The following is a 21,887-nucleotide window of genomic DNA, read 5'->3' as shown; positions in this document are numbered from 1 at the left end:
GCATCAGTGCACCAGTGCGTCAAAATGCTTACAGATGCTTCTTCGAATACAGGGCATCCCACCAGGTGGGGTCGTCCTTCAGCCACTTCTGGAACCAGGCCATCTGCGTGGCCAGCCACTTCTCCTTCTTCGCGTAGTCCAGAATGTGGTGGTTCTCACCCGTCACCTCTACCAGCGCCACCTCGCGGCCCAGCAGCTTCAACGCAGTGAACATCTGCAGGCTCTCAATCAGCGGCACATTGGTGTCGGCATTGCCATGGAGCAGCAGCAGCGGCGTGTGGATCTTGTCGGCATTGAACAGCGGACTCTGATCGACATACAACTGGCGGTGGCTCCAGGGATAGCTGTTGGCCATCGACACCTCGCTGTAGTTGTAGCCCCAGTAGCCCTCACCCCAGTAGCTGGTGTGGTTGGCAATACCGGCATGGCTCACGGCAGCGGCAAAGATATCGGTCTGGGTCTGCAGGTACTGGGTCATGAAACCGCCGTACGAGGCACCCATGCAACCAATCTTCTCCTTATTAATAAAGGGATGCGCCTCACAAATCTTCTTCGTACCCTCGATGATGTCCTCGGCAGGACCGCGACCAGCGGTGTTCACGTGACGCGATGCCCACTCCTGACCGAATCCGGTAGCGCCGCTGGGCTGCAGGATATAGGCCACATAGCCCAACGAGTTCCAGTACTGAGGTGCGTAAGGCGACTCGAAATAGCGTGACACTGGCGAGCAGCCGCCGTAGTAGTACACTATCATCGGGTACTTCTTGCTGGCATCGAAATCCTTCGGCAGATACAGACGTCCGTACACCTTATCGCCCCTTGAATTGATGAAGTTCCAGTCCTGACAGGTACCTATCTCGGCATCGCCCAGCGCCTCTTTGCCATCGAACATTGTGCGCTGACCATTGAACGTTGATTTCTTTGAGTTAACGGTTGCTACATAGGCCGAAGCAGGCTCCATGGTCTTGTACGACAGGTAGGCGAGCACGGGTGCCTGCGAAGCCATATCGAAACGGTAGGCATAGTCGCCCTGGATGGGCAGCTGGGTAATCTTTCCGGTTTTGGGATTCAGCGTAAAGATATTGACATAATCCTTATCCTCGGCCGAGAAATAGACCTGTCCGTCGGCCCACGACCAGTCGACGCTCTCAACGCTGGGGTTGAAGTCCTTGGTGAGGGGTGTCACCTGCTTCGAGGCGATATCGAAGAGGAAGAGTTCGTTCTCGGTCATGCTGGGCGTCAGGCTGGCGGGCAGCACACAGCCGATGCGGTTGAACGCCTCGGGATTGCCAGTGAACAGTATCTGCTTGCCATCGGGCGAGAACGAACCGCTGCCCAGGAACTCGGCACCGCTCAGCAGGGTGTCCACCTGTAGCGTGCGGGCGTCCATCACATACACGTCGGAAACCGTGGTGGGGCGCTTGGTCAGGCGCGAGCGGTTGCTGATAATCAGCAGCTTGCTGCCGTCCTGCGAGATATCAGAGAGGTATTCACCCTTGTTGCCGAAGGTGATGCGCTGGCTGATGCCGGTCTTCACGTCGTACTTCACCAGATAGCTACGCTTGCGCCAGCCGGGCTGACGGTCGTCCATCTCGAGCACCTCGAACACATCCTGATCCTCCTTCGGACCCTCGGCCTCCTTGGTAATAATCAGATAGTCCTCGGTGGGCGCTACAGTATAGCCACCCTCGGGCACATCGTAGGCATAACGGCTACGCACACCGGTGCGGGGCTCCACACGATACAGCACACGCTTGTCGCCCTCCTTCTCCTCCTCCAGCCACGCACAGCTCTTGGGCATCCAGCGGGGATTGCGCGAGGGCTGCGAAATCAGCTTGCCCGTCTTGGCATCGCGCAGTTCGTAGTTCCAACGGCTATTGCCGCCGCGGTCGGTAGTCTGATACGACACGCATACCAGCTGACCATCGGCCGACACGTTGATGCCGCGCACACGCTTACCGTCGGTTAGGTCGTGCACCATGTAGGGGTGCTGCTTCTCCAGCGTATAGGCCACAGCCTTGTTGGCATCAATCACCACCTGGATAGAGTCGGTATCCTTGGGCTCGGCCAGATACTGCACAGTAAAGGTGTGGTGCTCGGGCGCCAGTTTCAGCTCGCCACCAGCCTCCACGCCATCGATATACAACTTGGCATGCTTGGGGCCCTTCACTTCGACCTTACCCTTGATAAAGTCGGCATTGTTCACATAGAACGAGAGCACACCCACGCTCTTGCTGTCGGGCAGCGAGGGCAGCACGCCACCCGCAAACTTACCCGTAGGCTGCGAGGTGAGCGCAATGGCACCCAGCTGCGAGTTGGGGTCGAATTTCTTACCCTGCACATCAACCGTATCGATGGCAAACGGCGTGGCAATGGCGTAGGGACCAGCCACATTAAATTCAGAGACAGCGGTCTTAACCTGCGCCATCGACGACAGCGCACAATTAGCCGCGAACAGTACGAATAATACTTTCTTCATAATTAAAGTTTAAAGTTCAAAGTTCAATACGCCTCGCGATACTTACTCTCGTCCTTATCGTTCAGCATAGAGAGGTACGACTGGTAACGGCTCTCGGCAATGTAATGCTCATCGAGCGCCTTGAGCACCGCACAACCGGGCTCGTGGGTATGGGTACAGTTGGAGAACCGGCAGTCCTGCGAGAAATGGAATATCTCCTTGAAATAGCTGGTCAGCTCCTCGGGCTCCATGTCGAACGTACCGAAGCCCTTGATACCCGGAGTATCGATAAGCCACGACTTGACAGCCGCCAGTTCGCACCCATCAGCCGCCCCACCGCCATCGAGCGGCAGCGGTATCATCTCCGAGAAGGTGGTGGTGTGCTGCCCCGTGTTGTGGGCATCGCTGATCTCGGCCGTACGCTGACTGGCCCCCGGCACCAGGCGGTTGATGAGCGTTGATTTTCCAACACCGCTGTTACCGCTCAGCAACGTAATCCTATCCTTCAGCATGGGCAACAACTCCTCTACCCCATCGCCTGTGCCAGCCGATATCTGGCGGCACTCGTAACCGATGGTCTGATACAGATTCACCATCGCCTCCTGATAGCGGCGCATGTCCTCATCGAGCAGGTCGGTCTTGTTGAACACCAGTACCACCGGCACACGGTAAGCCTCGGCCGAAGCAAGGAAACGGTCGATGAACGTGGTGGAGGTCTGCGGGTTGACCACTGTTACCACCAGCATGGCCTGATCTACATTCGCCGCCAGGATATGACTCTGCTTCGAGAGGTTGATGCTCTTACGGATAATATAGTTACGACGGTCTTCAATCTCGGTGATGAAAGCCGTTCCCTCCTGGTTGGGCACTATCTGCACACGGTCGCCCACAGCCACCGGATTAGTGCTGCGGATACCCTTCAACCGGAAGTTACCCTTGATCTTACAATCAATCAGCTGGCCATCGTCGGTTAAGACGGTGTACCAGCTGCCTGTATTCTTTATAACAAGTCCTTTCAATTGTCAATACCAATTGTCAGTTATCAATTAAACGGTCATGATTTCCTTGTTCTTAGCCGTAATCAGCTCGTCGATCTTCTTGATAAACTTGTCGTGCAACTTCTGGAGCTCGTTCTCTGCATCCTTCTCCAAGTCCTCCGACAAACCATCCTTGATGGCCTTCTTCAGCTTATCCTTGACATCGCCACGCACGTTACGCACCTCTACCTTGGCCTTCTCAGCAATCTTGTTGCACTGCTTGGTCAGGTCGCGACGGCGCTCCTCTGTAGGAACTGGAATGTTCAAACGGATAATCTCACCGTTGTTCTCGGGGGTGATACCTACATCGCTATCCATGATAGCCTTCTCAATGTTACGTATCTCCTTGCGATCCCAAGGCTTGATAGCGATGGTACGAGGATCGGGCACACTCACATTGGCCACCTGATTCAGGGGCACCTTGCTGCCATAAACTTCTACACGAACACCGTCGAGAATGGCCACATTGGCACGGCCGGCACGAATACGGTTCAGCTCGTCCTCAAGGTACATAGCCGCCATCTCCATGCGCTCTTCGCTCTTACTTAAAATTTCTTTTACGTCAACCATATTTATGTACTTTTAGTCATTTTCTGATGACAAAAGTAAGGTTTTTCCGCGAAACTTCCAAACAAAAGCGTTTTTTTCGTTTAAAAATTTTGTTATTTACACAAAAACCGCTATCTTTGCGGGTGTTTACTACCATACTTAGAGACAATTTAATGTATTTAGAATTTGAACATACTTATATCTATCTGACTGCGGCATTCCTGATGACCGTCACCGCTATGATAGTGTATAACCGTATCATCTACTATCGCGAAAGAAAAACAATCAGGCAAATGCGACGGCTGAACTCGCAGCTGCTCCTCATCATGGACGCCAACAAAACACAAGCCTGGACCTACAACGCCAAGAAAAACAAATTCAAAGTCATTTCGAAGAAAGACCTCACGGAGACCGTCCTTACCCCCTACGAGTTCTCGCAGAAGTTCGACCGCGAGGACTTCAAGTTGATGACGGATGCCATCAAAGCCATGCTGGGCCGCCAAGAACTGAGCGACGCCATGACCGTGAAGAGTGCACCCGACAGCGACGGCGCCGTGACCGAATATGAGACAACACTCTCCGTGCTGCGGCGCGACAAGCACGACATGCCCGAGGAAATACTGGGCACACAGCGCGACGTGACCGAAGAACGCCGGCGCGCCAAGGAGAACAAGAACCTCATGCTGAGATACCACAACGTGTTCAACTCGTCGCTGGTCGACATGATCTACTACGACGCCAACGGCTATCTGGCCGACCTCAACGAGACTGCCTGCAAGACTTTCGGCGTGAAAGAGCCCAAATCCCTGTTGAAACGCAAGATGAAGATGACCGACATCCCCTCGTACCGCGAGATGGACGTGCGCACATTGGAGCATACCCAACTGTCATCGATCACCGACATTGCCAAGGTGAAATCGATGGACGAGCGCGTGCCGGAAATCACCGTCAGAAGCAAGATGTACTACGAGGTGATGTTAGGCCCCATCCGCAGCCAGAACACCCTGTTGGGCGTCATCGCCGCCGGGCGCGACATCACAGAGATGGTAGAATCAACCCACCGACAGAAGGAGACTGCCCGGCTCATCGAGCAGCGCACCAGGGATATACAGCAGTACATCAGAGACATCAACTACTCGCTGCTCATCAGCGAGTCGCGACTGGTGAACTACTACCCCGACACTCACGAAATGGAGATACTGAGCAACCTCAGCAAAGCCGGGCGACGCATAGCACAGCTGCACGCTGTGGCACTCATACACGAGACTGACCAACAAAAAGCCAAGGATCTGATCAAGCACATGGACAAGCGCCGACTGGGTACCATCTCCGTCACCCTCTGCACCAACCTGCGCGACTATCAGAGGCGCAACATGTATCTGAACTTCAAAATGATGCCCATCACCGACCAGGACGGACGGGTGACCCACTACTTCGGACTGTTGCGCAACGACACCGAGATGGCCTACACCGAGAAAAAACTACAAGAGGAGACCGCCAAGGCTCAGGAGGAGGAACAGCTGAAGAACACCTTCCTGCAGAACATGAGTTACGAGCTGCGCGTACCCCTGCATGCCGTCATCGGATTTGCCGGACTGTTCAAAGCTGAGCACAGCCTGGAAGACGAGCCGGTGTTTGCCGCAGAAATCAAGAAGAACACCGACGTACTGCTGAACCTCATCAACGATATCCTGTTCATATCGCGACTCGACGCACACATGATAGAATACAACAACGAGGTATTTGACATTGCCAGCAAGTTCTCCACTTGGTGCGAAGCAGGCTGGAACAGACTGAAGCAGCCCGTAGACCGGAACATTGAAAGCACCTACAACTCGCTGCTGGTGAAGGTTGACCCGCATCATCTCGGCATCGCCGTCGAGAAACTGTGCGCCTACTCAGCACTCACCACCACCGAGGGACACGTGAAAGCCCGCTACGAATACCTGCACGGCGAACTGCTCATCATCGTAGAGGATACGGGTACGGGCATGGATGTCAACGAGGCAGCACAGATATTCGACCGCTTTGTGAGCGAGAAAAAACGCAAACGCATAGGCACTGGTCTCGACCTGCCTATCGTCAAGGAAATGATAGAGCAGATGGGAGGCGCCATCGATGTGATGTCGGAGCCCAAGAAAGGGAGCACCTACCTGGTGAGCATCCCCTGCGAGTTAGTAAGTTTCGTAAAAAAGTCATAGTATGCAGCTACTCATCGTCATATTAACCCTGATAGTCCTGATCACCGGCATGATCCTGAACCGCATCACGCTCTTCAGCATCCGTAGGAATACCGAGCGAGCCAAGGATATGGCCGTCATCATGCAGCATACACTCAACGAGAATAACTACGTCATCAAACTCAGTATGCAGCAGCGACATGCCATGAACCTCTACGGCAACTTCCTGCCGCCAGAGGGTATGAACTACGACCTGAGCATAGACTTTATCCACCCCGACGACAGGCATCTGTACATGGAGTTCATGAGCCAGCTGGTGAAGGGTGCCAAATCATCGGAATGCATGTTCCGATGGGATAAGAGCCTCGACAAGCACGAACACAACTGGATGTATATCCGTGACATCGGCATCGTGGAGTTCGACGAGGCCGACGGCAAAACACCACGCAACTTCTACTGTACCCTCTACGATGAAACCGACAAGATGCTGCTGGAACAAGAGGAGCACGAGCTGACCGACCGCTATCGCAAGCTGTTCGAACAAAGTATCGTGGGACAGGGATTCTACGACAAGAAAGGCTGTCTGCTCACCGCCAACCAGAAGATGCGCGAGATACTGCACTTCCAGGGCGAACACGACCCCTTCTACTTCGACTACACCCTGTTCGACCTGCCCACCTTCCGGAATATCCTCTACGACAAAGCGCCCGAGGATATCTACATGTGCACCAAGAGTATGATCTACGAGCGCAACGTGAACTGCTACACAGAGCTGCGCGTACACCCCATCTACAACGAAAACAAGGAGCTGGAGATGTACACACTCTATATCAGAGATGTAAGCCAGGAGCGCGAACTCTACCTGCAACAGAAGAAGAACGAGGAGCAGATACAGCGTACCAACAACGAGATAGCGAAGTATGAGAACGAGCTGAAATACCTGCTAGAGAGCGTGGACATGCGATTCTTCCGCACCTCGTTCGCCAAACGCGAGGTGACACTCCACAAGGAGATGAGCGTGCCCGAGAAAACCATGGGATTCGACGAACTGATAGCGCACTTCGTGGCAGGAGGCTTCGCCGAGGCCCTAAAGGATCCATACGAGAGATTGAAAGTGCCACAGTCGAAACTCTGTCAGACACATTCCCTGTTCCACAATAGCGACGAACTGGAGTGGAACTTCATCGACAGCATTCCCTACTACGACCAGGACGGCAACCTGGTGGGCACCTACGGCGTGGTACGCGACGTGACCAAACTGATACAAAAGCAGGAACTGCTGAAACAGGAGACCGAACGCGCCAACCAGGCGGGTATGCGCAAGAGTTCCTTCCTCGCCAGCATGAGCCACGAGATACGCACACCGCTCAACGCCATCGTGGGATTCTCCGACGTGCTCGCCACCATGAGCACACCCGAGGAGCGCGACCATATCATCGAGGTGATTTCCAACAACTGCGACATGCTACTCCGCCTGCTGAACGATATCCTCGCCCTGTCGTCGGTCGACAGCGGCGATCTGCTCATCCGTCCTGCAAAAACCGACTTTGCCAAGGTGTTCGACAACGTGACCGACTCACTGGCCGACAAGGTGGAGAAGAATCCGAAGATAGAATTTATCGTAGACAATCCATACACATCGTTCATCACCACCCTCGACAGCGGGCGCGTGCAGCAGGTCATCACCAACTTCGTGACCAATGCCATCAAGTACACCCACGAGGGACACATCAAGATAGGATATATGAAGCAGACCCGCCACAAGCAGGAGGGCCTGTACATCTACTGTCAGGACACAGGCGACGGCATAGCCAAGGAGCACCAGGCAATGGTGTTCGACCGCTTTGTGAAACTGAACGATTTTATCCAGGGTACTGGTCTGGGACTGAACATCTGCAAGGTCATCGCCGACAACTGCGGCGGAGAGATCGGCGTCAACTCCGAAGGTAAAGGCCAAGGATCAACCTTCTGGTTCTGGATACCATGTCAAGAAGAAACTACCATGTAATTATGAAGAAATACAGCATATTAGCACTGCTTGTGGCTTGCCACCTCACGGCCGGCACCGCCCACGCTCAACAACAAGACAGCATCATCGTCTATAACGACGAACGACCGTTGGTGTACGAGGACGCCTGGGACTTGTGGCCCTACGTATTCCTGAATGAAAACGGCGAACCCGACGGCTATAACGTCGACCTGCTGAAGTTGATATTCAAAGAACTCAACATCCCCTACGTAATCCGTCTGCGCCCTACCCTCGAAGCCCAGCAGGACCTGAAGGAACACAAATCGGACCTGATGCTACGCATGGATGCCGACTTTGCCCGCAACAACTCATCGTACGGTAAGACCATCGTACAGATATTCACCCATAGCATCGTCAAGCCCAAGGACATGCCCATACATATCCAAACAGGAAAAGACCTGGTTGACTACTCCGTGATAGTACACGAGGGCAGTTTCAGCCACCACAAACTGGAAGAAAACGCCTGGAGCAAGGAGATTATCCCCTACGACGACATGAAGGAGGCCATCAAGAAAGTGAGCTCGGACAACAAGGGACTCGTCTTATGGAACTCGATGTCGCTCAAATGGCTCATGACGAAGTACCACACCGACAATCTGGAACTCCTACCTTTCGAGTTCCCCTACGGCGAGTACAAGTTCTTTTCCAACGACCATCACCTGCTTAACCAACTCGACAGCGTATACTCCAGGCTGCGCGCCAACGACCGACTGACAGAGATACAGAACAAGTGGTTCTATCCCGAACGCAAAGAATCGGGAATCCCCGCGTGGATATGGGACCTGATACGTTTTGTAGCCATCATGTCGGTGGGCGTACTCATCTACTACCTGTTCTTCAAATTCCGCGAGCGCCAGATGACCCGCAAAATCAACGATGAGAACGAACGCCTGTCGCTAATCATCCGCACCAGTAATGTACAGTTCTGTACCTATGATGTAGCCAAGCAGATATTCACCATAATGGACTCGGCAGGCTATCCCGAGAGGAGCTACTCGCTCCTGGAATTCTCGCATCGTTTCGACCCTGTCGATTTCAACATGCTGACCGACGGTCTGCAAACGGTGATCGACGAGAAAGAGCCAACGGTAACCCTGCAACTGAAGGAGTACGACAACGACCTGATTAACAGCAGTAGCTATTCCGCTAACTTGTCGGTACTTCGCCGCGACAAGAACAAGAAACCCAGCGTCATCATCTGCTCGAAGAGCGACAACTCGCAGGAACGTCAGCGTCAGGAGCTCATCAAGGAATCGATGCTGCGCTACCAGTCGCTCTTCACATCGGCCATGGTCGACATGGTGTACTACGATGCCGACGGCTATATCGTCGATATCAATGCCAAAGCCATGGCAAGCCTGAACCTCGACATAGAAACCATCAAGAAACAGCGCATCTCACTGAAAGATGTACTGGGATTCGATCATCTCGACCTCGACCACTTCGATTATTTCTACAGCACCCAGCTGTTCACATCACCCGACGACAACCGCGTACTCAACAAACTGCTGAAGCGCGAAAAACTATACTACGAGCTGCAAGTGATGCCCATCCACGATAAAGACGGTAACCGCATCGGCTTCTTCGGCTCCGGACGCAACGTCACCGAGGTGGCCCACTCGTACAACCAACTGCAGGAAAACACGAAGGAACTGCAGGAGGCACAGAACAAGATCACCAGCTACATACATAACATCGACTACGTGCTGTCGGTGGGAGGCGTTAGTCTGGCCAAATACCACCTCGACACCCACACGCTCACCATCTACAGCGAAATCAATAAGGAGAAATACGCGCTGACACAGACCAGAGCACTGGCATTCGTCGATGCCGCAAATGAAAATCAGGCCCTGCGCATACTCAACAAGATGGACAACCGACAGGATGGTAACCTGCTTGCGGAAGTCAAGACCCGCATCAAGCGTAAAGACCATATACCTCTGCACCTGCAGATTAACTTCATCCCCACCTACAAGGATGATGAGATTGTGGAGTACTTCGGACTGATACGTGACATCAGCGATATCAAGGCCGTAGAAGAGGAACTGGCAGAGGAGTCGATTAAAGCACAGGAGGTAGAAACGGTGAAGAACGCCTTCCTCCACAACATGAGCCACGAAATCCGTACGCCACTCAACACCGTAGTAGGATTCTCGGAACTCTTCGAGATGGATCATAGCCCGGAAGACGAGGCTGTGTTCATCGAGGAAATCAAGAGCAACTCGGCCTCGCTGCTCAAGCTCATCAACGATATTCTGTTCCTGTCGCGACTCGATGCCGGCATGATCACCATATCGCCGCACCCCGTCGACTTTGCCAGCGTCTTCGATGGCAGATGCGCATCGGTATGGGACAACAACAAACAGCCTGGTGTGGAATATCACATCCAGAACCCGTACAAACGACTGGTACTCGAAATCGATGAGCCCAACATATCGCTCATCATCAACAAGATACTGACCAACGCCATCCAGTATACCACCTCGGGCAGCGTGTTGGCACGCTACGAGTACATTGCCGACCGCCTGCTCATATCAGTAGAGGATACCGGCTGCGGTATCAAGCAGGAAAATCTGCCAACCATCTTCGACCGATTCGTGACCGGTGCCAACAACGGCGCAGGACTGGGACTCAGTATCTGCCACGAACTGGTAGAACACATGGGCGGTAAGATTGAAATCTCATCGACCGAAGGCAAAGGCACCACCGTATGGTTCTCAGTACCTTGCAAGATGATTGAAACGGAACGTAAATAAAATTGTATGACAGACATGATGAACAATAAGATATTGACACTCGCCATCATTGGCATGATAGCCTTGAGCCACGCACTGCCTGCCAGGGCCGGCTACATCCGTGAATATTCCGAGGAAAAACCTCTCATCATTATGAGCGACTGGGAATTTCCGCCTTATGAGTTCAGAAACGACATGGGCGAACCCGACGGTTACAATGTGGAGGTGCTCACCACGATACTCAACAAGTTAGGCATTCCTCATCAGTTTGTGATGAAGGAATGGTACCTGTGTACCGAAGCATTCGAACGCCACGAGGCCGACCTCATCCACGCCCTGAAGTACAGGTACGACAAGGCACCTTTCGAGTACACGCGCAACATGATTACCTATTATAATGTCAGAGCCGTCAGACTCAGGACCACCCGGCCACTGAAACGACTCAGTCAGCTGACCGACAAAGACACCCTGACACTGAAGAAGAACGACTATGTAGCACTGAAGATTGCAGAACGGAAAAACAATGTTTTCAAGATAGAATACCACTCGCCAAGAGAGGCACTGATAGGTATCCGAAACGGAAAAATCAAGTATTATCTGTGGGGCGAGCGCCCACTACAGATGAAAGTCAAGGAACTGGGCATCGACGCCATCGAGTTCGACGAGACGGATATCCCGGCAGGCGAACTCCGTATCATCGGCTACGACAAAGAACTGATAGAAGCCATTGACGATCAGTTTGCACGCATGGAACAATCGGGCGACATCCAGAAGATACGCGACAAGTGGTTTCACCCGGAGCGCGTACACAACGATGCCTCGCCCATGGCGCTCATCCTACTCATTGCCATCATCGTCATCGTTGTCGTCGCGCTGATGTTCAGCCGCATGATGCGTATCAAGGTTAAGAAAGCCGTCGTCAAATCGCTCGACATGAATCAGATGATGATCGAGGCCTTGAAATCGGGCAACTACTACGTCATCGAGTACGACCTCAAGACACAGATGATGCGCAACAGCTACGGCGACATGCTGCCTCCAGAGGGCATCACCCACGAGGAGTTCATGAAACGTCTGCCCGATGCCGAGAAAAAGAACTTCATAGACGCCATGGACCTCATGGCGAAAGGGCACAAGGACCTGGGCTATCTGAAACGCCGTTACAACAAGGGCACCCTTGAGAATCCTGATTGGCACTTCATCGAGGGCCATGCCGTAGTGCAGTACGAGGACGACAAGCCACGCTATGTGCTCACCTCGTTCAGAGACTACACCCATGAGATCATGGAAGAGCGCATGAACGAAGACATCGCCAGCAAATACATGAACATGTTCAACAACGGACTGATTGCCATGTCGTTCTACGACAAGAACGGCACCCTGATCGACGTGAACCGACGTATGTCTGAACTCTGCGAGTTCGACAAGGAGGGCGAGCAGTTCTTCCGAAAGACGAACCTGTTTGACGTGCCCTTGATCAAAGGCCAGTACCATCGTGGCGACAAAGAGCACTTCCATGTGTGCCAGCGGATGTTCTACCCGGAGATAGGGGTCTATAAATTCATCGAGCTAAGGGTGCGCCCCGCCTTCGACGAGAATGGCGAGATGCAGTTCTATATCGTGACCGCCCGCGACCTGACGGCCGAACGCCACCTGTGGCTCGAACAGCACAAGCACGACGTGGAGATCCGCAAAGCCACTAACAACATTAAATTCTACGAGCATCAACTTGGTTACCTGCTTGATACCTGTAAGATGTTTGTATGGACATTCGACATCAAAGAGGGGCTCATCCACTTCAGCTATAGTGGTCGCAAGACCGACTACACCAAGACATTAGAAGAATTCTATGGAGGCGTTACTGAGGAATTCAGTGAAAAAGCACTCAAGGACGCTATGGAGACTATTGCTCAGGCAAAACCATACAATCAGATTATCCACTTCAAGTACACGGTAATCAACCCCAATCCAGTATGGTATGCCATCAGCGGTGTTCCCAGTTTTGATGAGAACGGACGTGTGTATCAATATTTTGGCGTGGCTCGTAACATCGACACCTTGATGGAGGCTCAGCAGAAACTGAAGGACGAGACCCGGCGTGCAGAAGAGTCGGGTAAGATGAAAGCAGCCTTCCTGGCCAACATGACACACGAGATACGTACTCCACTGAATGCCATCGTAGGTTTCAGCGATCTGCTGCCCGTGGTAGAGGAGCGTAACGAGCGCATGGAGTTCATCCGCATTATCCGCAATAACTGCGACATGCTGATGCGACTCATCAATGATATCCTTGAGGCATCAAACGTCGGACAGGCATTAGCCATCAAACCCGAGGCTGTCGACTTCGCCAAGGTGTTCGACGACATCTGTCAGACACTGGCGCAGCGCGTGGACGAGGCTGGCGTGGAGTTTATCAAAGACAATCCTTACGACACCTTCCCGGCTACCCTCGACAAGGGACGTATCCAACAGGTGCTCACCAACTTCACCACCAATGCCATCAAGTACACCCATCAGGGACATATCAAGGTGGGCTATCGCGAACAGGATGGCGGTATCTACTTCTACTGCGAAGACACTGGTGCCGGTATCCCCAAGGATAAGCAGGACGCCGTATTCGAGCGTTTCGTCAAGCTGAACGACTTTGTGCAGGGAACAGGACTTGGCCTCAGTATCTGTAAGGCCATCGCTGAGCGCAGTAATGGAAAGATCGGTGTCAGCTCTGAAGGCGAAGGCCACGGCTCAACCTTCTGGATGTGGACGCCCAGGAACATTACCCCTCCCACCGATTAAAAACAAAAAACCCTCGCAACTGCGAGGGCTTTTTATTTGAATGATACGGGTTAGAAGAACAACAGGCGCTCCAGCCAGTAAACCACAATACCTGCCAGATAGCCCGCAAAAGCCACCCAGGTAATCTTCTTCATATACCAGCCAAAGGTAATCTTCTCCAAGCCCATCACTACCACGCCAGCAGCCGAGCCGATAATCAGCATCGAACCACCCACACCAGCACAGTAGGCCAGCAACTGCCAGAAGATACCATCGACAGCCATATCGCCGGCAGCAGCCACGGGATACATACCCATGCAACCGGCAACCAGAGGCACATTGTCGACAATCGATGACAGCACACCGATAATACCCGTTACAAGGAAATGGTTACCTTCGAAAGTTGTATCGAGCCAACCGCCCAACAGAGCCAACACTCCAATCTCCTGCAGCACAGCTACAGCCATCAGGATGCCCAAGAAGAACATAATGGTAGAGAGGTCAATCCTCGACAGCAGGTCGCTCACACGCTTTGCCATAGTGTCGTCCTCCGATGTATTGTAGTGGAATATCTCTGTTACCGTCCAGAGTAAACCCAGCACGAGGAGGATACCCATAAACGGAGGCAGATGAGTAATAGTCTTGAAAATGGGCACGAAGCACAAGCCGCCAACACCCAACCAGAAGATAATGTCGCGCTGCGACTGGGTGAACATACTGACATCGGCTTTAGGCAGATTCTGCTCCTTATCGAACTTGCCCTTGAGCTGATACTGCAGAATAAAGGCAGGCACCAGCATTGAAACAAGTGAAGGGATGAAGATTTCGGTCAGCACACCCTGCGTAGTGATCACACCCTTGATCCAAAGCATGATGGTAGTCACATCACCTATTGGCGAGAATGCGCCACCAGAGTTGGCCGAAATAACTACCAGTGCAGCATAAATCAGACGGTCGCCACGACTCTGTACTAACTTGCGCAGCACCATGATCATCACAATCGAGGTAGTCAGATTGTCGAGAATAGCCGACAGGAAGAAGGTCATAAAGGCCATTCGCCACATCAGTTTACGCTTAGAACGCGTCTTCAGCGTATCTCTCACAAAGTTGAAACCGCCGTTGCTATCCACAATCTCTACGATGGTCATGGCACCCATCAGGAAGAACAACGTGCCAGCGGCATCGCCCAAATGATGCTCAATAACCTCTGGGATATGATGAAACACATCACCACCCAAAATAGAGGGATAATACTGCATGGGATCAAGCATGAGCAGCGTCCAGCACAGCACACACATCAGCAGCGCGATAGCCGCCTTATTCACTTTTGTCAAGCCCTCGAGTGCTATACAAAGATAGCCGATACAGAACACTGTGACAATCAGAATTGTTAATGTAGACATTTGATTTTGATACTTTTGTTATTAATTGTTGAATTTTGCCTGCAAAGGTACGAATAAGAAAGTAGAAAACCAAATAAAAGTAGAAAAGTTTGCTGCTTAGCAAAAAAGTTTGTATATTTGCAGTCCATATGAACAACGAACTAAATAAAGAAGTTAAATGGAGTGAAAACGTGGTACTGGCAGATGCTGACTACGTTGACTCCGTGGCGTTTAATCTCATTGTAAACTTCGAGCGCATGATTGGCCGACGCATTCCGCAGGCCGATATCGCCAAATGGCTGGACTGCATTGCTCTCGATGGAGGCATCAGAGATGGCGAAAACGAAATACAGGTCATTCTGATTCACCAGAAGGACAAACAGCAGATGGACAATTTTGTGCCAGGCAACTACCAGAACGACCTGAGTTCCAAGGCCTTCAAGGACCATCTGGGCGAGTTCACCATCAATGCCTATCACACGGAAGGATTTGCCAAGACTGGCGATTTCTTCAATGAGGTGCTGGAACTTGTGTGTGCTCAAAAGGACATCAAGCGTCTGATGGTGATTCCCAATGCCGAAGATACTCCTATATATAATAAGGTACGCGAGACACTTCGCAAGGCCGACAACGATGATAAGCGCATCACCGTCTTCACCATGCAACCAACTGTCGGAGGCAATTTCCGACAGGAAATACTGGGCTACTCGCTAATGGCAGCATTAGGCATCAAGGCCGATGAGATAAAGGATTAAGGATTAAAATTTAAATAATATAGACTATGGCAAAAGTATTAATGATTGGCGCAGGTGGCGTGGCCACCGTTGCAGCGTTTAAGATCGCTCAGAATGCTGACGTGTTTACAGAGTTTATGATTGCTAGTCGCCGTAAGGCTAAGTGTGATAAGATTGTGGCCGACATCCACAAGGCAGGATATAATATGGACATCAAAACCGCTCAGGTGGATGCCGACGATGTAGAGCAGCTCAAGGCACTCTTCAACGACTTCAAGCCAGAGCTGGTCATCAACCTGGCCCTGCCCTATCAGGACCTGACCATCATGGATGCCTGCTTGGCATGCGGTTGCAACTATCTGGACACAGCCAACTACGAGCCCAAGGACGAGGCTCATTTTGAGTACTCATGGCAGTGGGCTTATCGCGAGCGCTTTGAGAAGGCTGGACTGACAGCCATTTTGGGTTGTGGTTTCGACCCAGGTGTAACTTCTATCTACACCGCTTATGCTGCCAAGCACCACTTCAAGGAGATTCAGTATCTGGATATTGTTGACTGTAACGCTGGCGACCATCACAAGGCTTTCGCTACCAACTTCAACCCAGAGATCAACATCCGCGAGATCACCCAGAAGGGACTGTATTGGGAAGACGGCAAGTGGGTTGAGACCGAGCCTCTGGAGATTCACAAGGACCTTACTTATCCAGAGATTGGCCCTCGCGACAGCTATCTGCTGCACCACGAGGAAATCGAGAGTCTGGTTATCAACTACCCCACCATCAAGCGTGCCCGTTTCTGGATGACCTTTGGTCAGCAGTACCTGAAGCACCTCGAAGTGATTCAGAACATCGGCATGAGCCGTATCGACGAGGTAGAGTACGAAGCACCATTGGCCGATGGTACTGGTACTGCCAAGGTAAAGATTGTACCTCTGCAGTTCCTCAAGGCTGTGCTGCCTAACCCACAAGATCTGGGCGAGAACTACGAGGGTCAGACTTCTATTGGCTGCCGCATCCGTGGTATCGGCAACGATGGCAAGGAGCACACCTACTATGTTTACAACAACTGCTCACACCGTGCTGCCTACGAGGAGACTGGCATGCAGGGCGTATCATATACCACTGGTGTACCGGCCATGATAGGTGCCATGATGTTCTGCAAGGGACTCTGGAACACTCCTGGCGTTCACAACGTCGAGGAGTTCGATCCCGATCCATTTATGGAGCAGCTCAACAAGCAAGGCCTGCCTTGGCACGAGATTCACGACGGAGATCTTGAACTCTAATCAATAAACCTACAATTACGATTAAAAACTATGGCAAAAGAAAAAGAAGAGGCCTTGACGCCTCAGCAGGAAAAAATGAAGGCGCTTCAGGCTGCTATGTCGAAAATTGAGAAAGACTATGGCAAAGGCTCGATTATGCGCATGGGTGATGAACAGGTAGAGAATGTGGAAGTGATTCCCACCGGTTCTATCAGTCTTAACGCAGCACTTGGCGTAGGCGGCTATCCTAAAGGGCGCATCATCGAGATTTATGGTCCAGAATCGTCAGGTAAGACAACACTGGCCATTCACGCTATCGCTGAAGCTCAGAAAGCTGGCGGCATTGCGGCATTCATCGATGCCGAGCATGCATTCGACCGTTTCTATGCAGCCAACTTGGGTGTAGACATAGATAACCTCTACATCTCACAACCCGACAATGGTGAGCAGGCACTCGAGATTGCTGATCAGCTGATTCGCTCAAGCGCTATCGACATCATCGTCATCGACTCTGTGGCAGCCTTGACTCCAAAGAAAGAAATCGAGGGTGACATGGGTGACTCTGCTGTAGGACTGCAGGCCCGCCTGATGAGTCAGGCGCTCCGTAAGCTCACCGCTACCATCTCGAAGACCAACACCACTTGTATCTTCATCAACCAGTTGCGTGAGAAGATTGGCGTAATGTTCGGCAACCCAGAGACCACTACTGGTGGTAATGCCCTGAAGTTCTATGCTTCAGTACGTATCGACATCCGCAAGTCACAAACCTTGAAGGATGGCGACACCCCTATTGGCAATCAGGTCAAAGTGAAGATTGTCAAGAACAAGGTAGCTCCTCCATTCCGCAAGGCCGAATTCGAAATCATGTTCGGAGAGGGAATCTCAAAGATTGGTGAGATTGTCGACTTGGGTGTTGAGTACGACATCATCAAGAAGAGCGGCTCATGGTTCAGCTATGGCGAATCGAAACTGGCTCAGGGGCGCGATGCCGTCAAAGCCGTACTCAAGGACAACCCAGAACTCTGCGACGAACTCGAAGCAAAAATCATGGAAGCAATCTCTGACAAGTAATGAATCCATATCCCTGCCACCTGGTAAGGTATCAGCAATAAGAAATCCCAGCCAATTCGGCTGGGATTCTTATTTGGTCTTATCAATACTCTTTATAGTGGAGTACCCTTTCCGTTCATCCAACTATTATTCGATTTCTTAACAGCAGGCTTTTTCACTGGCGTCTTCTTTGCAGCTGCAGTCTTCTTATTCAACGCAGGATTAACCTTGGGACCATAAGGGCCATCGGCTACCAACGTACGTTTAACAATGCCCGAACCATCAAACTCCACATATAAAAGCTTGTTGTTTGAACGCCCGTAAACCCAATAGTAAACACCTGATTTGGCATACTCTACATAGTCGGCTTCGCCTGCAGCCATCTCCACCTCATCTCCAGTCATACCAATACCTACGTGACCTTGACGGATCATAGCACGTGTAGCTTCACTGGTAACAACCTTCTTACCAGGACCAGGAGCGAAGATAGTACCAAAGAATGTGTTTTCTTCTGTGGCTTTATACTGATCCAGAACAGCTTCTGCGTAGAAGAAATTACCCGTCGTGGTATTTCTAAGCTTAACGGTAGAGAAGTCATCGTTCTTATGGGGAGAGATGGAAACGATATTATACTCAGCCAAACGAGGAATCTTTTGCTGCTTGCTCGACACCTCATTCAGCATGTGCATGGATATCTTGGTATGAACCACCTTACCGATAAACTGTTTATAGTTCTTGCTGCTGATAGACATGATATCATCCTGCAACTCAAACGAATTCTTGAACAGATAACGGGCCTCGTCAGCCACAAACTCATCGTCACGCATACCGCAGTTCGTCTTCGACATCGCAACATTCTGATAGAACTGATTGCCATTCTTGTCCTCTACGATAATCTTCACGGGATACTTACGCGAGCCTACACCAACAGCCACTACTTTCACCTCCATATCCTGATCGACTTGAACCTCCTGGAAGCCTTCACCATCGTACTCGGTATCAATACGATAGAACTTGGTTTTGGTATATAGGGTTTTGTCCATCAGCTTTTCCCTGGCAATATCCACATCACCCAGATAAGCCAATGTGGGAACCCCCATCTTCTGGAAGCAATAGTCCTCAAAAGAACCATATCCTATCTCAAAATAGTAGGCCTTGTTATCATCTTGGCAGAGGAAGTTCACGTGGGCGTGACCATCCTGACTCTCCGTATGACCTTTATAAATCATAACCTTATACTTCAGTGTCATACTGCTCACTTCTCTGCCAGAAGCGGCGTCGGTAAAAGTCTTCACCACCAGGTCGTATTTCTCAGGCATCACCATAAACTTCATACCCTCAACCCAATCACATAGGCTGTGGTACTTAAAGTTCTGACTAATAAAGTCTCTTGATGATTCCTCATCCTCCTCCTGAGCTTCAGCTATCACATCTGCCATATGGGTCTCTGCACTCTTCTTTGCACCCTTTGTCTTCACAATATAAGGGTTAGTCTGAGCCGAGGCTGCCAGAAAGGCAACTGATAGGCAGGCCGTAAAAATCGTTCTTTTCATCACTACCGATAGTTTTATAACGTTATTCTGCCTGCAAAGATAGGTTATTTCGGATGAATATCCAAATATTTTATGCCAAAATGACGTAATAAAAACCTTTTTTTACTGAAAAAGACAATTTGGCACATGCTTTGCAATCCGATTTGTGTCAAATTGAGTATAAATTAAAAAAAGATAAGAATTATGGGAAAGATTATTGGAATTGACTTAGGAACTACCAACAGCTGTGTTGCCGTATTCGAAGGTAACGAGCCAGTAGTAATCGCCAACAGCGAGGGTAAGCGTACAACACCTTCTGTAGTTGGTTTTGTTGACAACGGTGAGCGTAAGATTGGTGATCCTGCTAAGCGTCAGGCCATCACAAATCCAAAGAACACTGTTTACTCTATCAAACGTTTCATGGGTGAGAACTGGCAGCAGACTGAGAAAGAGATTTCTCGCGTACCATATACTGTTGTTAACGAGGGTGGCTATCCACGTGTAGACATCAACGGTCGCAAGTACACTCCTCAGGAGATTTCTGCTATGGTTCTGCAGAAGATGAAGAAGACTGCCGAGGACTATCTCGGTCAGGAGGTTACAGAAGCCGTCATCACCGTTCCTGCTTACTTCTCTGACTCTCAGCGTCAGGCCACTAAGGAGGCTGGCCAAATTGCTGGTCTCGAGGTTAAGCGTATCGTTAACGAGCCTACAGCTGCTGCCTTGGCATATGGCGTTGACAAGGCTAACAAGGATATGAAGATTGCCGTATTCGACCTGGGTGGTGGTACATTCGATATCTCTATTCTGGAGTTCGGTGGCGGTGTGTTTGAGGTACTCTCTACCAATGGTGATACTCACCTGGGTGGTGACGACTTCGACCAGGTAATCATCGACTGGCTGGTACAGGAGTTCAAGAACGACGAGGGCGCCGACCTGACTGCCGATCCTATGGCTATGCAGCGCTTGAAGGAGGCTGCTGAGAAGGCAAAGATTGAGCTGTCTTCTTCTACCTCTACAGAGATTAACCTGCCATACATCATGCCTGTAGGCGGTGTACCTAAGCACTTGGTAAAGACCCTGACTCGTGCTAAGTTCGAGCAGTTGGCTCACGACCTGATCCAGGCTTGTCTGGCACCATGTCAGAAGGCTATGGCCGATGCTAAACTGAATACAGCTGATATCGACGAGGTTATCCTCGTAGGTGGTTCAAGCCGTATCCCAGCCGTTCAGACTCTGGTTAAGAACTACTTCGGTAAGGAGCCTTCAAAGGGTGTTAACCCCGACGAGGTTGTAGCCGTAGGTGCTTCAATCCAGGGTGCTATCCTGAACAAGGAAGGTGGCGTAGGCGACATCGTACTGCTCGACGTTACTCCTCTTACACTGGGTATCGAGACCATGGGTGGTGTAATGACCAAGCTGATCGAGGCTAACACCACTATCCCATGCAAGAAGAGCGAGACATTCTCTACTGCAGCTGATAACCAGACCGAGGTAACTATCCACGTTCTGCAGGGTGAGCGTCCAATGGCTTCACAGAACAAGTCAATCGGTCAGTTCAACCTCACAGGTATCGCTCCTGCACGTCGTGGTATTCCTCAGATCGAGGTAACCTTCGATATCGATGCCAACGGTATCCTCAAGGTATCTGCCAAGGATAAGGCTACAGGTAAGGAGCAGGCCATCCGCATCGAGGCTTCATCTGGTCTGTCACAGGACGAGATCAACCGCATGAAGGCCGAGGCTGAGCAGAATGCAGAGAACGATAAGAAGGAGCGCGAGCGCATTGACAAGCTGAACCAGGCCGACTCTATGATCTTCCAGACAGAGAACCAGCTGAAGGAGCTTGGCGATAAGATCCCAGCACAGCACAAGCCAGCTATCGAGCAGGCTCTGCAGCAGCTTAAGGATGCCCACAAGGCAGGCGACGTAGCTGCTATCGACACAGCTATCGCAGCCCTGAACACTGCTTGGCAGACTGCTTCGCAGCAGATGTACCAGCAGAGCGGTGCAGCCGGTCAGCCTGGTGGCGATCAGTTCCAGGGCGGTCAGCAGCAGGCTCAGCAGGAGGGTCCAAAGGCAGAGGACATCCAGGATGCCGACTTTGAGGAGGTGAAGTAAGTCATCGATTTACTTACAATATAACTAAGAGGTGCAGACGTAG

The 21,887-nt window shown here is 51.3% G+C and carries 13 protein-coding genes; 8 read left to right on the top strand and 5 right to left on the bottom strand.

The window, feature by feature from the left end; translation table 11 throughout:
* Positions 1 to 28 precede the first annotated feature (28 nt).
* Genes T491_RS0102985 through frr form a run of 3 tightly spaced genes read right to left on the bottom strand, consistent with a single transcriptional unit; the run spans position 29 to position 4,065 of the window.
* Positions 29 to 2,479: a prolyl oligopeptidase family serine peptidase gene (locus T491_RS0102985; RefSeq protein WP_028902556.1), complete on the bottom strand. Its 2,451-nt coding sequence runs from the start codon at positions 2,477 to 2,479 to the stop codon at positions 29 to 31.
* A 23-nt stretch (positions 2,480 to 2,502) separates the two neighbouring features.
* On the bottom strand, positions 2,503 to 3,477 hold the full coding sequence (gene rsgA, locus T491_RS0102980) for a ribosome small subunit-dependent GTPase A (RefSeq protein ID WP_028902555.1): 975 nt from the start codon (positions 3,475 to 3,477) through the stop codon (positions 2,503 to 2,505).
* 27 nt (positions 3,478 to 3,504) lie between these two features.
* Entirely contained in the window at positions 3,505 to 4,065 is a 561-nt protein-coding gene (frr, locus tag T491_RS0102975; RefSeq protein WP_028902554.1) for a ribosome recycling factor, read from the bottom strand.
* 152 nt (positions 4,066 to 4,217) lie between these two features.
* Between frr and T491_RS0102970 the strand changes: the two genes are divergently transcribed.
* The 4 genes from T491_RS0102970 to T491_RS16885 are packed head-to-tail and all read left to right on the top strand — an operon-like array spanning position 4,218 to position 13,781.
* Positions 4,218 to 6,245, top strand: coding sequence for a PAS domain-containing sensor histidine kinase (locus T491_RS0102970; protein WP_028902553.1), 2,028 nt, complete (start codon positions 4,218 to 4,220; stop codon positions 6,243 to 6,245).
* Between the two features lies 1 nt (position 6,246).
* Positions 6,247 to 8,232 (top strand): PAS domain-containing sensor histidine kinase, encoded by a 1,986-nt coding sequence (locus tag T491_RS16890; RefSeq protein WP_051522936.1) that lies wholly within the window; start codon positions 6,247 to 6,249, stop codon positions 8,230 to 8,232.
* Between the two features lie 2 nt (positions 8,233 to 8,234).
* Positions 8,235 to 11,009 carry an ATP-binding protein gene (locus T491_RS0102960; protein WP_028902552.1) on the top strand — a complete coding sequence of 925 codons (2,775 nt, stop codon included), beginning with the start codon at positions 8,235 to 8,237 and terminating at the stop codon, positions 11,007 to 11,009.
* 6 nt (positions 11,010 to 11,015) lie between these two features.
* Positions 11,016 to 13,781: an ATP-binding protein gene (locus tag T491_RS16885; RefSeq protein WP_051522935.1), complete on the top strand. Its 2,766-nt coding sequence runs from the start codon at positions 11,016 to 11,018 to the stop codon at positions 13,779 to 13,781.
* 50 nt (positions 13,782 to 13,831) lie between these two features.
* On the opposite strand, the gene nhaD is transcribed toward T491_RS16885, so the two are convergent.
* Positions 13,832 to 15,163, bottom strand: coding sequence for a sodium:proton antiporter NhaD (gene nhaD, locus T491_RS0102950; RefSeq protein WP_028902551.1), 1,332 nt, complete (start codon positions 15,161 to 15,163; stop codon positions 13,832 to 13,834).
* A 128-nt stretch (positions 15,164 to 15,291) separates the two neighbouring features.
* Here nhaD and T491_RS0102945 point away from each other — a divergent pair, with 128 nt between their 5' ends.
* The 3 genes from T491_RS0102945 to recA are packed head-to-tail and all read left to right on the top strand — an operon-like array spanning position 15,292 to position 18,212.
* Complete coding sequence (locus tag T491_RS0102945; RefSeq protein WP_028902550.1) at positions 15,292 to 15,897, top strand: DUF6621 family protein; 606 nt, start codon at positions 15,292 to 15,294, stop codon at positions 15,895 to 15,897.
* Positions 15,898 to 15,923: 26 nt separating this feature from the next.
* A complete protein-coding gene (locus T491_RS0102940) occupies positions 15,924 to 17,162 on the top strand; it encodes a saccharopine dehydrogenase family protein (RefSeq protein ID WP_028902549.1) in 1,239 nt (412 codons plus the stop codon).
* A gap of 30 nt (positions 17,163 to 17,192) precedes the next feature.
* On the top strand, positions 17,193 to 18,212 hold the full coding sequence (gene recA, locus T491_RS0102935) for a recombinase RecA (protein ID WP_028902548.1): 1,020 nt from the start codon (positions 17,193 to 17,195) through the stop codon (positions 18,210 to 18,212).
* A 92-nt stretch (positions 18,213 to 18,304) separates the two neighbouring features.
* On the opposite strand, the gene T491_RS0102930 is transcribed toward recA, so the two are convergent.
* The gene (locus T491_RS0102930) at positions 18,305 to 19,744 is read right to left on the bottom strand and encodes a hypothetical protein (protein WP_028902547.1); all 1,440 of its coding nucleotides are present in this window, start codon (positions 19,742 to 19,744) and stop codon (positions 18,305 to 18,307) included.
* Between the two features lie 183 nt (positions 19,745 to 19,927).
* On the opposite strand from T491_RS0102930, the gene dnaK reads away from it, so the two are divergent.
* On the top strand, positions 19,928 to 21,844 hold the full coding sequence (gene dnaK / locus T491_RS0102925) for a molecular chaperone DnaK (RefSeq protein WP_028902546.1): 1,917 nt from the start codon (positions 19,928 to 19,930) through the stop codon (positions 21,842 to 21,844).
* Positions 21,845 to 21,887: the final 43 nt, after the last annotated feature.

The sequence above is a fragment of the Prevotella sp. P6B4 genome (assembly GCF_000619985.1).
Lineage (GTDB): Bacteria > Bacteroidota > Bacteroidia > Bacteroidales > Bacteroidaceae > Prevotella.
This window is presented reverse-complemented; position numbering and strand designations above follow the sequence as displayed.

Coding starts and splice junctions, on each gene's coding strand:
- T491_RS16885 (WP_051522935.1), top strand. CDS start 11,016: ATGACAGACATGATGAACAATAAGATATTGACACTCGCCATCATTGGC.
- T491_RS0102940 (WP_028902549.1), top strand. CDS start 15,924: ATGGCAAAAGTATTAATGATTGGCGCAGGTGGCGTGGCCACCGTTGCA.
- T491_RS16890 (WP_051522936.1), top strand. CDS start 6,247: ATGCAGCTACTCATCGTCATATTAACCCTGATAGTCCTGATCACCGGC.
- frr (WP_028902554.1), bottom strand. CDS start 4,065: ATGGTTGACGTAAAAGAAATTTTAAGTAAGAGCGAAGAGCGCATGGAG.
- T491_RS0102970 (WP_028902553.1), top strand. CDS start 4,218: ATGTATTTAGAATTTGAACATACTTATATCTATCTGACTGCGGCATTC.
- recA (WP_028902548.1), top strand. CDS start 17,193: ATGGCAAAAGAAAAAGAAGAGGCCTTGACGCCTCAGCAGGAAAAAATG.
- T491_RS0102985 (WP_028902556.1), bottom strand. CDS start 2,479: ATGAAGAAAGTATTATTCGTACTGTTCGCGGCTAATTGTGCGCTGTCG.
- nhaD (WP_028902551.1), bottom strand. CDS start 15,163: ATGTCTACATTAACAATTCTGATTGTCACAGTGTTCTGTATCGGCTAT.
- T491_RS0102930 (WP_028902547.1), bottom strand. CDS start 19,744: ATGAAAAGAACGATTTTTACGGCCTGCCTATCAGTTGCCTTTCTGGCA.
- T491_RS0102945 (WP_028902550.1), top strand. CDS start 15,292: ATGAACAACGAACTAAATAAAGAAGTTAAATGGAGTGAAAACGTGGTA.
- dnaK (WP_028902546.1), top strand. CDS start 19,928: ATGGGAAAGATTATTGGAATTGACTTAGGAACTACCAACAGCTGTGTT.
- T491_RS0102960 (WP_028902552.1), top strand. CDS start 8,235: ATGAAGAAATACAGCATATTAGCACTGCTTGTGGCTTGCCACCTCACG.